The sequence below is a fragment of the Methylorubrum salsuginis genome (genome assembly GCF_900114375.1).
GTDB classification, from domain to species: Bacteria; Pseudomonadota; Alphaproteobacteria; order Rhizobiales; family Beijerinckiaceae; genus Methylobacterium; species Methylobacterium salsuginis.
Genome location: NZ_FOSV01000005.1, coordinates 124,488 through 137,228 on the forward strand (window position 1 = coordinate 124,488; position 12,741 = coordinate 137,228).

The following is a 12,741-nucleotide window of genomic DNA, read 5'->3' on the forward strand; positions in this document are numbered from 1 at the left end:
CATATCGCGAAACGCAGCCATGCCCGAACCGCAGAGCTGTGTGCCGGAAGGCCAAAAGCAAGAGTGGGCGCCGTCGTGATCCCGTCCGGGACCGGCGACCTCCCACCGATCGATCCACGTTTCGCAGGGAGAAGCCCCATGGCAACCGTGCCGTCCCCGCTGACCGCGCCGCATGCGCCGTCCGCCCCCAAGCCGATCTACCGCACGCTCTATTTCCAAGTGCTCGTCGCCGTCGCGATCGGCATCACGCTCGGCCACTTCTACCCGAAGCTCGGCGCCGACATGAAGCCGCTCGGCGACGCCTTCATCAAGCTCGTCAAGATGATCATCGCCCCGGTGATCTTCCTCACCGTGGTCTCCGGCATCGCCGGCATGACCAACCTCGAGAAGGTCGGCCGCGTCGGCGGCAAGGCTTTGGCGTACTTCCTCACGTTCTCGACGCTGGCCCTCATCGTCGGCCTGATCGTCGCCAACGTGCTCCAGCCCGGCCACGGCCTGCACATCGACCCGAACTCGCTCGACCCCAAGGCGGTCGCGACCTACGCCGGCAAGGCGAAGGAGCAGAACATCGCCGACTTCCTGATGAACATCATCCCGACGACCGCCGTCGGCGCCTTCGCGGGCGGTGAGATCCTTCAGGTTCTGTTCTTCTCGGTGCTGTTCGGCTTCGGCCTCGCCTTCATGGGCGAGAAGGGCAAGCCGGTCCTCGACATCATCAAGGTCACCTCCGAGGCGATCTTCGGCGTCGTCAACATCATCATGAAGGTCGCCCCCATCGGTGCCTTCGGCGCGATGGCCTTCACCATCGGCAAGTACGGCATCTCCTCGCTCGCCAACCTCGCCTACCTCGTCGGCGCCTTCTACCTGACCTCGGCGATCTTCGTGCTCGGCGTGCTCGGCGCGGTCGCCCGCTACAACGGCTTCTCGATCATCCGGCTCATCCGCTACATCAAGGAAGAGCTGATGCTGGTGCTCGGCACCTCGTCCTCCGAGTCCGCCCTGCCCTCGCTGATCGAGAAGATGGAGCGCGCCGGCTGCTCGCGCCCGGTCGTCGGCCTCGTGGTCCCCACCGGCTACTCGTTCAACCTCGACGGCACCAACATCTACATGACGATGGCCGCGCTGTTCATCGCCCAGGCCACCGACACCCCGATCACCTACGGCGAGCAGATCCTGCTACTGCTGGTCGCCATGCTCTCCTCGAAGGGCGCGGCGGGCGTCACCGGCTCGGGCTTCATCACGCTGGCCGCGACGCTGGCGGTGGTCCCCTCCGTGCCGGTCGTCGGCATGGCGCTGATCCTCGGCATCGACCGCTTCATGTCGGAGTGCCGCGCGCTGACGAACTTCATCGGCAACGCGGTGGCCTGCATCGTCGTCGCCCGCTGGGAGGGTGAGGTCGACGAGGCCAAGCTGCACGCGGCGCTCGGCGGCAAGCCGGTCGAGGCGGCCCCGGTCGCCCCGGCTCCGGTCCTCCAGCCGGCCGAGTAAAACGGTCGAGAAGCTCCGGGCGGGTATCGTCCCACGCCTTACGCCCCGTCCGTGAGGGAGCCGCGGCAGCCGAAGGGTTGCCGCGGTTTTCTGTCTTTTTGGAACCGGCCCCGGCCGCTACGGTCCGCTCACCGATCGTTCGAGGAGAGCCGGATGCCAACCGGAGGATGCCATTGCGGAGCGATCCGCTACACGATGCAGGGGGAGCCGGTGCACAACGCCTTGTGCCACTGCACCGACTGCCGACGCCATGCGGGCGCGCCGATGGTCGGCTGGGCGATGGTGCCGGCCGCACAGGTGACGATTGAGGGCGAGCCCACGGTCTACGCCTCGTCCGAGCACGGGCGGCGCCATTTCTGCGGCCGCTGCGGCACCGGCCTGTTCTACGTCAACGAGCGGATGCTGCCGGGGATGATCGACGTGCAGACCGGCACCCTCGACGATCCCGCTTCCCTGCCGCCCCAGGCGCATATTCAGGTCGCCGAGCGCATCGCCTGGATGGAACACGCGCACGACCTGCCGCGCTTCGAGCGGTTTCCGGGCTGACCCTTCAGACCCGCGCCAGCTTTCGTCGGACCCGGCCGACGAAGCGCTCCCGGGCGGTTTGCGTGACGCCGTCCATGCCGGTGAGGGCGATCCAGTCGAGCCGGCAGCGCGGGGCGCAGAGCACGCAGATGCCCCGCTTCACCATGCGCCGGTCGGGCCAGCCGACGAGCCAGAGCAGCCAAAGCGGCGAGCCGTAGGTCGTCACCACCGTGATCCGGCGGATGCCGGTGAGCCGCGGCTGCAGCACGCGGGCACCGCCGAGCGCGAAGGCGACGCCGGGGCGCCACACCCGGTCGAACCAACCCTTCAGCATCGCCGGCATCCCGAACCACCAGGTCGGGTAGACCAACACCAGCATCTCGGCCCGCCGCAGGGCCGCGACATGCCCGGCGATATCCGGTGGGATCGCCGCCTCGTCGTAATAGCCGCCGCGCTCGTCGCCGCTCAGCCGCGGATCGAAGTTTTGGGCGTAAAGATCGATGATCTCGACTTCGTGGCCGGCGGCTTCGAGCGTGGCGACGGCGGTCGCCCGCAAGGATGCGGAAAAACTGTCGGCGCGGGGATGGCAATGCACCAGCAGGACGCGCATGGGCGGGGCTTCCTCGCGGGCTCCGTTAACCGAGGTTTCGGACTTGTACGGCGATGCTGCCCACCGTGATCGCGTGGGAAGCGCCAAGCCGGCAAGGGCTCACGCCCGGTCAGCCGCCGGGCGTCCGAGGGCGACGGCATCGTCCGGTCACGACCCAGGAGGCGACGATGGTGTGGTTGGTTCCACGCTTTCGCGTTTCGGTGGTGTTCAAACGAGTGCGGAGGACCAGCTTGACCCTGATCCTCCGCGTACAGCTCGGGTAATCCACCGCTGAAAGGAGCGGGGAGGTTTTCACCTTCCCGCTCCACTCCGGGATAATCGGTTTTCACCGCCAAATTGCAAGACCGGCCCCTGCGTTGTGCGCAGGCATCCGTCACGGCGCGGGCGAGGCCGCCCTCACCTTGTCCAGCAGGCTGGCTTCGGCGTAACCGTCCGGCACGAGCCCGTGGGCGGACTGGAAGGCGCGGATCGCCGCGCGGGTCTCGGGACCGACCTTGCCGTCGGTGCCGCCGGTCGGGTGTCCGAGCGCTTCGAGTCGGGTCTGGAGGTCGATGCGCTCGTCGTTGGTCAGCATCCGGTCGCCCCGCGGCCAGTCGCGGCCGAAGGGCGGGCCGCCGGCGAGCCGGTCGGAGAGGTGGGCGACGGTGAGCGCGTAGGCGAGCGCCGTGTTGTAGCGCAGGATTACCCTGAAGTTCGGTTCCAGCAGGAAGGCCGGTCCCCGTGCGCCTGCGGGCACCACCAGGGTCGCGCGCCGCTCCGCGCCCTCCGGAAACCCCTTGCCGCCCGCGGGCTTCAAGCCGAGCGCCGCCCATTCCGAAAAACTGCGCTCGGTCATCTCGTCGGCGAGCCGGTAGTCGAATCCCTCGGGTCGGCTCACGTCCTGGCCCCAGCCCTCGCCGGAGCGCCAGCCGTAGCTTTTCAGAAAATTGGCGGTCGAGGCGAGCGCGTCGGGGACCGAGCGCCAGATGTCGCGCTTGCCGTCGCCGTCGAAATCGACCGCGTGCTTCAGGTAGGCGCTCGGCATGAACTGGGTGTGGCCCATGGCACCGGCCCAGGAGCCGGTCATGCGCGCGGCGTCGGCGTCCCCGTTCCCGAGGATCGTCAGGGCGCCCAGAAGCTCGTCGCGCCAGAAGCCGGCGCGGCTTCCGTCCTGGCAGGCGAGCGTCGCCAGGGCCGGGATCACCGGGCGGACGATCTTCGGATCGTCGAGCACGCTGCCGTAGCCCGATTCGACCCCCCAGAAGGCGACGAGGATGTGCCGGTCGACGCCGTAGGCCGCCTCGATCCGCCCGAGCACCTCGGCCCACTCGGCGAGCTTGGCCTGCCCCGTGGCGATCTTCTCCGGCGTTACCGAGGCGTCGATGTAGTCCCAGACCGGCCGGACGAACTCGGCCTGGGTCTTCGTCGCGGGCAGCACCGCCGGATCGGGGGCGAGATCCTTCAGCGCGTCGCGCGCGGTCGCGGCGGGCACGCCGCGCGCCTCGGCGAGGCGCGCGAGGCCGGTCAGGCATTGTTCGAAGTTCGGCTGCGCCTCCTCGGCCCGCGCCCCGCCGGCCATCAGGACGAGGAGCGGCAGGAGCCGACGAAGGAGGGTCGCGTCGAGGCGCATCGAACATCCATCCTAGTTCGGGGCGAGGCGCAGCCTATCACCGCCTGCCCCGATCCCGATGATGCCTCAACCGCCGAAGGCGGTAGAGCGGGCGAAGGCCGCGGCGAAGCCTGCGAGCGGCACGGTGATCACCGTCGGCTCCTTGGTGTCGGGCTTGGCTGCCGTCACGGTCAGGTTCTGGGCGGTCTTCATCGCGTCGGTGGCGAGCGTCGGCAGGCTGATCGGCACGAGGCAGCCATCGGCGACGCAGTAGGAGAACGGCGCGCCCTTGCCGAGCGCCCGGTCGTCGAGCTTGAACGTCACGCCGGGCTCGATCTGCAGACCGAACGGCATCAGGATCAGGCCTTCCGTGCGTCCGTCCTTCGGCACCTTCAGCTCGATGCTGAACAGGCGCTTGCCCGTGCGGCGGTCGCCCTGGGACTGGATGATGACGCAATCGGTGCGGTTGTCCTCCCTCGTGCAGTTCATGGTCCAATCGCCGTAGCTCTCGCTGACCGAGCGGGCGCCCGCGGGCCACTGCGCCGGGCCGGACGGGGCGGCGGCCGGCTCCAGCACCGTGCCTGAGCCGGCGACGGGCTCCTTGGCGTCCTTGCTCTCCTTGGCCTCCTCCGCGGGCTTCGGCTTCGGCGGGGGGCGGCGCGGCCTGGGCTTGGGCTTGGGCGCTTCGTCGGGCGCCGCCTCCGGAGCCGCGTCCGGCGCGCCGTCCTGGGCCCGGGCGAGCGGAAGGCCGGACCCGAGGCCGACGGCGAGCCCGGCCAGGAGAAGCAGCACGCGGGGGGAAGCGGGCGGCGTGGTCCTGCGGGGAAGCGGCGGCATCGAGGAACTCCTGCACGTTGTCCGGGGCCGCCTAGCCTCGCCGGAGGGCGGATGCAATGTCCCCCGCCGAATTCTGCCTAAGCCTGGAATCGTTCCATGAAATCCGGCAGATACGCTGCGGGACGACTTGGGATCATTCGGCAAGAGAAGGCGACTACCGCATGAGCGACATCCTCGCGCACGCACCGCTCGACGCGCGCGGCCGGCCGCATCCTCTGTCGCAGTACCGGGGCAAGGTCCTGCTCGTGGTCAACACCGCCTCGAAATGCGGCTTCACCTCGCAGTATCAGGGGCTCGAAACCCTGTGGCGGCGCCATCGCGGCCGGGGCCTCGTGGTGCTGGGGCTCCCCTGCAACCAGTTCGGCGCCCAGGAGCCGGGCGACGCCGAGGAGATCGAGCGCTTCTGCTCGCTCACCTACGACGTGACCTTCCCGGTTCTGGCCAAGATCGAGGTCAACGGCGCGGGCGCCGATCCGCTCTACGTCGATCTCAAGCAGGCCAAGCCCGGCCTGCTCGGAACGCAGAAGATCAAGTGGAACTTCACCAAGTTCCTCATCGGCCGCGATGGCCGCGTCATCGAGCGCTTCGCCCCGGCGACGAAGCCCTCGGCGCTGGAGGGGGCGATCGAGCGGGCGCTGGACGAGACCTTGCCCGAATAGATTCGCGTCCGGTCAGGCGGGCGGCAGATCATAAAGGCGCAGCCGGATCGTGTCGTCCTCCAGGCTTACTTCGAGAGCTTTGTTGGTCAGGTCGTTCCCCAGCCCATCCAGGCGATCCAGGGCGATCGCGAATAGTTCTTTCTGCAATGCGAGGTCCATTCCGACTGGCCCGTTGAGGCAGATCAGGCCAGCATGGAGGTCGAGGCCCGCGTAGAGACCCTTCGATCCGGGCTCGCTTGCCGGCCCACGGAAGTCGATCGAGTTCTTGGTGACGAGGGTAAGATCCTCGGTGAGCAGAATCGGCAGCAATCGCCAGTCGGGCGTTCCCGACAGGCCGCGGCGCTTCACGCTCGTCGAACCCCAGTGGCCGCGATCGAGTGCCATCCGGGTCAACTCGTCGCTCAGGCACTCGTCGATGAAGAGGTTCATCCGGCCGGACGGCGGGGCACGCTTTCCTCGAAGACCAAGCGCGCGGTCTCCAGCAGCGGGCGCGCCCGCGGACGTCCGGCCAACGGATTCGCCTTGGCGTAGAGGGCGGCCAACTCGATCTGCGCCGGGCTCAGCGACGGGTAGGCAGCCGCAACCCGTTCCGGCAGGTGGCCTGCGGCGAGCGAGGCCGCCACGTCGTGGACGGGAATGCGGGTGCCTGCGATGATGGGTGTGCCTGACAGGATCGCCTCGTCGGACACGACCATCGCCCGCGCTGCGCCGTAAAGCCGCCAGCGCTGGGCCGCGCGCGCCACGAACGGCGACAAGTCGATCCGCAGGAAGTCGTTGTGTACGATCCAGTCTTCGGTCGAGCGCGACCAAGGATCGTCCGAGGGCGCCGCTCGCAAGCGGGTCTCCACGATGCAAATCGCGGCGATGCGTTCTTCCGCGGTCAGGCGCTTGGCACTGGCATAGTAGAACGCGACAAGGGGGCAGCCCTCGACGGCGACGCGTCGCTCGTCTCCGCGCAGGAAGAGACGATCGGGCAAAACGTTCCGGTCGATGGCGTGGTGGATGTCCCGCGGCTCGACATCGGCGACGAACGCAGCCTGCGTCGCCGACAGCATCCCAGCCGTTTCCGGTTCTCTGCCGCTCTGCAGAATGCTTCCCATGAACGGGAAGATATATTCTGGCGTGCGAGCCTTCAATCGGCCGGGGCGCCTCAGCGCCCCTTCGGTCCCGGATCGATCGCCTGCAATTCGCCCGGCGGCAGGCTCGGCGCCGCGGAGGCGGTCTGGGGGGCGTCGAGGCCGCGGGCGCGGTTGGCGAGCGCCACGGTGAGGCGTTCGGCGGGCTCCGAGCCCATCAGGGCCAGCACCTCGGCCATCTTGCGCGGGTTCATGGCCAGCACGATCGGCACCAGCGTCTCCAGGCTCAGCCGGTCGAACACGCGGGCGGCGTCCTTGGGCTTCATCGTCTCGTACATGGTGACGATGGTCTTGAGGCCGGCCTTCTCGGCCTCGCCCTTGTTGGTGGTGACGGAAGCCGCCTTCTCCTCGGCCTCCTTCAGATCGGAGACGCCGGATTCGAGCTTGCGCTCGGCGTCCTTCAGCATCTGCTCGCGCAGATCCAGCGCGTCCTGGCGCTGCTTGAGGGCGTCGCGGCGGGCCTGGAGCTTTTCGAGCAGTGCCCGCTCTGTCGGCGAGACCGGCTCGGGAACCGGAGGCTGGTAGACCGGCGGAGGCGCGGGCTCGGCCTTCTTTTCCGGTGCCGAGACCGAGCCGGTCGTGGTCGGGTCGGGGGGCGTGTAGTCCGAGCGGGCATGGGCCAGCACCCGGGCGAAGTCGGGCAGCGGCGCTCCGGCCGGAGGGCCCTCGCCCATCAGGGCGGTCAGCTTCAGCACGAGGAGCCCGATCGCCGCCAGGACCACGGCGTCGATCAGGCGCAGCCGGAAGGGGCGCGCCGGCAGGCTCGCGAGTCGGGCGAGGCGGCGCGCGGGGAGCTTCATGCGGCCCTGGCCCGCAGGCGGTCGAGGGCACGCTCGGACAGGGCGTGGGCGGCGGCGAGCGCAGCCCCGACCCGCTCGCCGTTGCCCGGCGCGGCCTCAATGGCGGCGGGGCGCGGCGCGGCCTGTGCCGACGCAGCGGCGGCCGGACGGGCCTGCCCGACGATCGCGGCGATCCGGGCGATTACGCTCTCCCCGGCCTCGACATGGGCGGCGATGTCGGCGGAGTAGCGCTCGGCGGTGCCGAGGCGCTCGGCCAGCGTCCGGTCGCACTCGTCCAGGGTAGCGCGCAGGCCCGCGATGGCCCGCTCCGCGGTGGCGCTCGCCACCACGAGGTCGCCGATGGTGGTGCGCAAGGCGGCTTCATCGGCCTTGAGCTTGCTGATGCGCCGCGACAGCCGCACGGACGACGCGATGGTCGCCACCAGGAGGATGGCGACGAGGATGTCGGCGGCGAACGAGACGAAGAAGGTCATGGGGCCGCAATCCTAGCCGTCGTTGCGGTTCTGCATCGAGGTCTCGTAGGCCTGGAGCGTGGTGCGGGACTGGCGCAGCGGCCGGGCGACCTGCACCGCGATGGCGTCGTCGATCCGGCCGATACGCCCCTGTGTCAGCGCCCAGTCGCCGCAACGGACCGTGATGAGGTCGGAGGGCTTGCGGTCGAACATCAGCGTGTCGCCGACCTTGAGGTTCAGGACGCGCTTCAGCGGCAGCGTCACCTCGTGCAGCACCGCCTCCATTTCGATGTCGGCCTGCCAGATCTCGGTGGCGAGATGGCTCTCCCACACCTGATCGCGCCCGAGCCGCTCGCCCATGAAGCTCTGCATGAGCAGATCGCGGATCGGTTCGATCGTCGCGTAGGGGAACAGGATCTGCATCCCGCCGCCGCGCCCGTCCATGTCGAGCTTGAGCGTGATCAGGATGGCGGCGTTGCCGGGACGGGTGATGGTGGCGAAACGCGGGTTGGTCTCGATCCGGTCGATGCCGAACCGCACCGGCGAGAGCGGCTGGAACGAGAGTTCGAGGTCGGTGAGGATGATCTCGACGAGGCGGCGCACGAGGCTCATCTCGATCGTGGTGAACGGGCGCCCGTCGAGGCGGCTCGACGAGCCGCCGCGCTTGCCGCCGAGCAGAAGGTCCATGGTCGAGTAGGCGAGCGTCTGCTCCACCGTGACGAGGCCCGAGCCCTCCCACAGGTCGGCCTTGAACACGCCGAGCAGCGTGGGGAGCGGGATCGCATTGAGGTAGTCGCCGAACCGGACCGAGGTGATGTTGTCGAGCGTCACCTCGACGTTGTCCTGAAAGAAGTTGCGCAGGGACGTCGACAACAACCGGATCATCCGGTCGAAGACGATTTCCAGCATCGGCAGGCGTTCGTACTGGACGACGCCCGAATCGACGATGGCGCGCACGCCCCCCGCGCCGGAGGCGGAGAGTTCGCGCAGAGAGAAGCCGAGGACGCCGTCGATCTCGTCCTGGTTCAGGATGCGGTCGTTGCCGGCGAGTTCGGGGAGGTTCTCGGTCTCCCCGTCCTCGATCATCGTCGCCCATTCGGCGGCGACGTCGCTGGCGCTCTTGGTGGTGCCTTGCTCGGCGAGCGCCGCGCCCCATTCCTCGGCGAGCGACGCGTCGCCGCCCTCGGCCCCCTGCTCGGCGAAGGCGGCTGCCCAATCGTCGTCGAGATCGTCCTCGGGGCCCATCATTGAACGATGACGTCCTTGAACAGCACCGCCTCGACCTTGGCCGGGTGGATCGCGATGTTGACGCGGCGCAAAAGCTCCTCGCGCAGGCGGAAGAGCCCGGCCGAGCCGGCCAGATCGCTGGCGCGGATCTCGCGCAGATAGGTCTGGAACGCGTCCTCGACGCGCGGCATCAGCGGCTTCACCTCGGCCTCGACCTTGGCGTCCTTCAGTTCCAGCGCGATGCGCAGCTTGAGCGTGCTGCCCTTGGCCTGGCCGGGATCGGCGTTGAGGTTGACCAGCATGTCGCGCACGTCGACGAAGACGGCGGGCATCTTCACATCCGCATGGGCGCCGTGCTCGGCTTCGGCGGCCGCAGCAGCTTTCTTCTTCATGAACACGAAGCCGCCGCCCCCGCCGCCGAGCAGCAGCACCGCGGCGGCCGCGATGATGATGAGCTTCTTCTTCGACTTCGGCGCTTCCGCCTCGCCGCCCTCGCCCTCCGCCTCGGGCGCCTTCTTCGGCTTCTTGGCCATGTGCTGCTCGGGATCGGGGACGGGCGCGGGGCGCGCGCGTGCGGCCCCGCTTCCGTTCTCGGCCGGCGTGGTTAACGCCCTCTTAAGCCGGGCAGAATTTGCCGGGTCGGACTTGCCGCGGGGTTCGACCGTCCCGGCGCCGCCGACGGGGGAAATCCGATCAAGCTATTGATCGTTAAAGGGAAAAATAAGAAGACCGGGATGGCACGGTCCCTGCGGTGATGCTCTCGTCCGCCGCCGCTATCCGAGGCCAGCCATGCAGAACGCGCTCTTCGTCGGGGTCTCCGCCCAGACCGCGCTCGCCCGCGAGCTCGACGTCATCGCCAACAACATGGCCAACGTCTCGACCACCGGCTTCAAGGGCCGCTCGGCCCGCTTTCAGGAATACCTGATGCCGGTGGCCTCCGCCGACAGCTTCCAGCGGCAGGACCGGCGCGTCTCCTACGTCATCGACCAGGGCACGCCGCTCGACCTCAGCCAGGGGCCGATCGAGCCGGACGGCAACCCGATGCACGTGGCCGTGCGCGGCGACGCCTTCCTCGCGGTGCAGACGCCCTCGGGGCTCCGTTACACCCGCAACGGCGCCTTCGAGCTCGATGCGCAGGGCAACCTCGTCAACTCCGACGGCTATGCCGTGCAGGGCGATGGCGGCACGATCACCATCGGCCAGCAGGAGACGGGGCTCTCCATCGCCCCCGACGGCACGGTCTCGACCAATCTCGGCGTGCGCGGGCGCGTCCAACTCGTGCGCTTCGCCGATCCGCGCGCGCTCAGGAACGAGGGCGCCAACCTGTTCTCGTCGGCCACGCCCGGCCAGCCCGCGGGCGCCGAGGGCCGGCTGGAGCCCGGCGCCCTGGAGCGCTCCAACGTCAAGCCGGTCATCGAGATGACCCGGCTGATGGACGTGAACCGCACCTATTCCATGGTGTCGAGCATCGTCTCGCGCCTCGACGACCTGCGCGGCACGGCGATCCGCCGCCTCGCCGACGTCGCCTGATCGCCGCCGCTTAAGGAAACGCTCCGATGCGCGCTCTCTACGCCGCCGCCACCGGCATGGCGGCCCAGGAACTCAACGTCCAGGTCATCTCGAACAACATCGCGAACCTGCGCACCACCGGCTACAAGCGGCAGCAGGCACATTTCCAGGATCTGCTCTACCAGAACCTGCGCCGCTCCGGTTCGTCCACCTCCGACCAGAACACCGTGCTGCCGGCCGGCCTCGCGCTGGGCTCGGGCGTGAAGACGGTCTCGACCGCCCGCGTCATGTCGCAGGGCACGCTCACCATGACCGAGAAGGATTACGACGTCGCGATCCGCGGCGAGGGCTACTTCCGCGTGCGCATGCCGGACGGCCGCACCGCCTACACCCGCGACGGCTCGTTCGACCTCGACGCGCAGGGCCAGATGGTCACCCGCGACGGCTACCTGCTCGATCCCGGCATCACGGTGCCGAACACCGCGACCGCGGTAACGATCGGGGCCACCGGCGCGGTGCAGGCGACCATCCCCGGCCAGACCGCGCCCCAGGCGCTCGGCCAGTTCCAGATGGCGCGCTTCGTCAACAAGGTCGGCCTCGAATCGATCGGCGACAACCTGTTCGTCGAGACCGCTGCCTCAGGTCCCGCCGTCACCGGCCTGCCGGGCTCGGAGGGCTTCGGCAACCTGCAGCAGAGCTACCTCGAAGAGGCCAACGTCAACGCCGTCACCGAAATCTCGTCGCTGATCGCGGCGCAGCGCGCCTACGAGATGAACTCGAAGGTGGTGACGGCCGCCGACCAGATGCTCTCCACCACCTCGCAGATGTTCCGCGGCTGACGAGATCCGTGATGCACGCCCTTCGCCCGATCCGCCGCCCCGCCAAGCGCGCCGTGCTGCCGCCCTCCCCCGGTGCCATCGGCCGCACCGCCCTGGCGCTCGCCGCCTTCGCGATGCTCGCCCTGTTCGTCTCGCCCCTGATGGCCGCCGAGGCCCTGCGCCTGCGCGGCGACGTGACCGCGCGGGGCGATACGCTCAGCCTCGGCGATCTCGTCGAGGGGGCGCCGACCGATCTCGCCGCCCGGGCGATGTTCCGCGCCCCCGGCCTCGGGGCGGTGGGCACGATCCAGGCCCGGCGCATCGTCGAGGCGGCGGCCGCCCTCGGGCTCACCGGTATCGAGACGGGGGGGCGGGTGCAGGTGAGCGTGCAGCGCGCCGCCCGCCGCGTCGGCGCAGCCGAGATCGAGGCCGCGCTCAAGCGCACGCTCGAGACGGCCTACGGGCTCGACGCGAAGACCCTGTCGGTGCGGCTCGACGGCGAGGCCCCGCTCCTCCTCGCTCCCCTCGACCTCGACGGCCCGGCGGCGGCGGTCGATGTCACCTACGATCCGCGCAACCGCCGGGTCGCCGGCCTCGTGGTGCTCGGCGAGCGGCAGGCTTCGCTGCGGGTCTCCGGCGTCGCGGTCGAAATCCGCGAGGTCGCCGTGCTGACCCGTAACCTCAACCGCGGCGAGGCGGTGACGGCGTCCGACCTCGCGGTCGAGCGCCGCCCCCGCGAGACGGTGCCGGTCGATGCCCTCGGCACGACCGCCCTCGCCCTGGGCCAAGTGGCGCAGCGTCCGGTCGGCGCCGGGCAGGTGCTGCGCTCCGGCGACGTCGCCCCGCCCGATCTCGTCGGCCGCGGCGAGGCCGTGACCATCGTGTTCGAGACGGCGGGCGTCTCGCTCGCCATGCGCGGCACCGCCAACGAGTCCGGCCGCCTCGGCGCCAGCGTCGCGGTGACGAACGGCGCCTCGAAGAAGGTGCTCCAGGCGGTCGTCGTCGGCCCTGGCCGCGTCTCGGTCAGCCCGCTTGCGCCGCAACCCGTCCTCCAGGCCAGCGCGCTCCCCGCGCGGCCCGGCCTCAACTGAT

15 protein-coding genes are annotated in these 12,741 nt (G+C 69.7%); 6 read left to right on the top strand and 9 right to left on the bottom strand.

Features of this window, described 5'->3' with window-relative positions; all coding sequences use genetic code 11:
* Positions 1–138 precede the first annotated feature (138 nt).
* Positions 139–1,488 (top strand): dicarboxylate/amino acid:cation symporter, encoded by a 1,350-nt coding sequence (locus BM140_RS08610; protein ID WP_091944125.1) that lies wholly within the window; start codon positions 139–141, stop codon positions 1,486–1,488.
* Between the two features lie 153 nt (positions 1,489–1,641).
* Positions 1,642–2,034, top strand: coding sequence for a GFA family protein (locus tag BM140_RS08615; RefSeq protein ID WP_091944128.1), 393 nt, complete (start codon positions 1,642–1,644; stop codon positions 2,032–2,034).
* Between the two features lie 4 nt (positions 2,035–2,038).
* Here the strand turns inward: BM140_RS08615 and BM140_RS08620 are convergent, their stop codons facing one another.
* The 3 genes from BM140_RS08620 to BM140_RS08630 form a co-directional block, all read right to left on the bottom strand.
* Positions 2,039–2,623, bottom strand: a complete 585-nt coding sequence (locus BM140_RS08620) for an NAD(P)H-dependent oxidoreductase (RefSeq protein ID WP_091944131.1) — start codon at positions 2,621–2,623, stop codon at positions 2,039–2,041.
* 373 nt (positions 2,624–2,996) lie between these two features.
* Positions 2,997–4,181 carry a lytic murein transglycosylase gene (locus tag BM140_RS08625; RefSeq protein ID WP_425287053.1) on the bottom strand — a complete coding sequence of 395 codons (1,185 nt, stop codon included), beginning with the start codon at positions 4,179–4,181 and terminating at the stop codon, positions 2,997–2,999.
* Between the two features lie 117 nt (positions 4,182–4,298).
* Positions 4,299–5,048, bottom strand: coding sequence for an invasion associated locus B family protein (locus tag BM140_RS08630; protein WP_091944136.1), 750 nt, complete (start codon positions 5,046–5,048; stop codon positions 4,299–4,301).
* Positions 5,049–5,209: 161 nt separating this feature from the next.
* Between BM140_RS08630 and BM140_RS08635 the strand changes: the two genes are divergently transcribed.
* Positions 5,210–5,707, top strand: a complete 498-nt coding sequence (locus tag BM140_RS08635; RefSeq protein WP_091944139.1) for a glutathione peroxidase — start codon at positions 5,210–5,212, stop codon at positions 5,705–5,707.
* A gap of 12 nt (positions 5,708–5,719) precedes the next feature.
* On the opposite strand, the gene BM140_RS08640 is transcribed toward BM140_RS08635, so the two are convergent.
* The 6 genes from BM140_RS08640 to fliL all read right to left on the bottom strand — a co-directional run bounded on the left by BM140_RS08640 (position 5,720) and on the right by fliL (position 9,855).
* Positions 5,720–6,136, bottom strand: a complete 417-nt coding sequence (locus BM140_RS08640) for a DUF5615 family PIN-like protein (protein ID WP_091944142.1) — start codon at positions 6,134–6,136, stop codon at positions 5,720–5,722.
* Positions 6,133–6,762, bottom strand: a complete 630-nt coding sequence (locus BM140_RS08645) for a DUF433 domain-containing protein (RefSeq protein ID WP_165616424.1) — start codon at positions 6,760–6,762, stop codon at positions 6,133–6,135. The genes BM140_RS08640 and BM140_RS08645 overlap by 4 nt, the downstream gene beginning before the upstream one ends.
* 95 nt (positions 6,763–6,857) lie before the next feature.
* Positions 6,858–7,643, bottom strand: a complete 786-nt coding sequence (locus BM140_RS08650; protein WP_091944148.1) for a MotE family protein — start codon at positions 7,641–7,643, stop codon at positions 6,858–6,860.
* Positions 7,640–8,116 (bottom strand): DUF6468 domain-containing protein, encoded by a 477-nt coding sequence (locus tag BM140_RS08655; RefSeq protein WP_091944151.1) that lies wholly within the window; start codon positions 8,114–8,116, stop codon positions 7,640–7,642. The genes BM140_RS08650 and BM140_RS08655 overlap by 4 nt, the downstream gene beginning before the upstream one ends.
* 12 nt (positions 8,117–8,128) lie before the next feature.
* Positions 8,129–9,343, bottom strand: coding sequence for a flagellar motor switch protein FliM (fliM, locus tag BM140_RS08660; RefSeq protein WP_091944154.1), 1,215 nt, complete (start codon positions 9,341–9,343; stop codon positions 8,129–8,131).
* Positions 9,340–9,855 (bottom strand): flagellar basal body-associated protein FliL, encoded by a 516-nt coding sequence (gene fliL, locus BM140_RS08665; protein ID WP_091944157.1) that lies wholly within the window; start codon positions 9,853–9,855, stop codon positions 9,340–9,342. Before fliL ends, fliM begins: the two co-directional genes overlap by 4 nt.
* Before the next feature lie 256 nt (positions 9,856–10,111).
* On the opposite strand from fliL, the gene flgF reads away from it, so the two are divergent.
* The 3 genes from flgF to flgA are packed head-to-tail and all read left to right on the top strand — an operon-like array spanning position 10,112 to position 12,740.
* Positions 10,112–10,852, top strand: coding sequence for a flagellar basal-body rod protein FlgF (gene flgF / locus BM140_RS08670; RefSeq protein WP_091944161.1), 741 nt, complete (start codon positions 10,112–10,114; stop codon positions 10,850–10,852).
* Between the two features lie 26 nt (positions 10,853–10,878).
* Entirely contained in the window at positions 10,879–11,670 is a 792-nt protein-coding gene (gene flgG / locus BM140_RS08675) for a flagellar basal-body rod protein FlgG (protein ID WP_091944166.1), read from the top strand.
* 11 nt (positions 11,671–11,681) lie between these two features.
* Positions 11,682–12,740, top strand: coding sequence for a flagellar basal body P-ring formation chaperone FlgA (flgA, locus tag BM140_RS08680; RefSeq protein WP_091944169.1), 1,059 nt, complete (start codon positions 11,682–11,684; stop codon positions 12,738–12,740).
* Position 12,741: the final 1 nt, after the last annotated feature.

Bases quoted from the DNA above. Each gene is read 5' to 3' on its own strand.
- BM140_RS08615 (WP_091944128.1), top strand. From the start codon at position 1,642: ATGCCAACCGGAGGATGCCATTGCGGAGCGATCCGCTACACGATGCAG.
- BM140_RS08650 (WP_091944148.1), bottom strand. From the start codon at position 7,643: ATGAAGCTCCCCGCGCGCCGCCTCGCCCGACTCGCGAGCCTGCCGGCG.
- flgA (WP_091944169.1), top strand. From the start codon at position 11,682: ATGCACGCCCTTCGCCCGATCCGCCGCCCCGCCAAGCGCGCCGTGCTG.
- BM140_RS08620 (WP_091944131.1), bottom strand. From the start codon at position 2,623: ATGCGCGTCCTGCTGGTGCATTGCCATCCCCGCGCCGACAGTTTTTCC.
- flgF (WP_091944161.1), top strand. From the start codon at position 10,112: ATGCAGAACGCGCTCTTCGTCGGGGTCTCCGCCCAGACCGCGCTCGCC.
- BM140_RS08635 (WP_091944139.1), top strand. From the start codon at position 5,210: ATGAGCGACATCCTCGCGCACGCACCGCTCGACGCGCGCGGCCGGCCG.
- BM140_RS08625 (WP_425287053.1), bottom strand. From the start codon at position 4,181: ATGGCCGGCGGGGCGCGGGCCGAGGAGGCGCAGCCGAACTTCGAACAA.
- fliM (WP_091944154.1), bottom strand. From the start codon at position 9,343: ATGATGGGCCCCGAGGACGATCTCGACGACGATTGGGCAGCCGCCTTC.
- flgG (WP_091944166.1), top strand. From the start codon at position 10,879: ATGCGCGCTCTCTACGCCGCCGCCACCGGCATGGCGGCCCAGGAACTC.
- BM140_RS08640 (WP_091944142.1), bottom strand. From the start codon at position 6,136: ATGAACCTCTTCATCGACGAGTGCCTGAGCGACGAGTTGACCCGGATG.
- BM140_RS08645 (WP_165616424.1), bottom strand. From the start codon at position 6,762: ATGCTGTCGGCGACGCAGGCTGCGTTCGTCGCCGATGTCGAGCCGCGG.
- fliL (WP_091944157.1), bottom strand. From the start codon at position 9,855: ATGGCCAAGAAGCCGAAGAAGGCGCCCGAGGCGGAGGGCGAGGGCGGC.
- BM140_RS08610 (WP_091944125.1), top strand. From the start codon at position 139: ATGGCAACCGTGCCGTCCCCGCTGACCGCGCCGCATGCGCCGTCCGCC.
- BM140_RS08630 (WP_091944136.1), bottom strand. From the start codon at position 5,048: ATGCCGCCGCTTCCCCGCAGGACCACGCCGCCCGCTTCCCCCCGCGTG.
- BM140_RS08655 (WP_091944151.1), bottom strand. From the start codon at position 8,116: ATGACCTTCTTCGTCTCGTTCGCCGCCGACATCCTCGTCGCCATCCTC.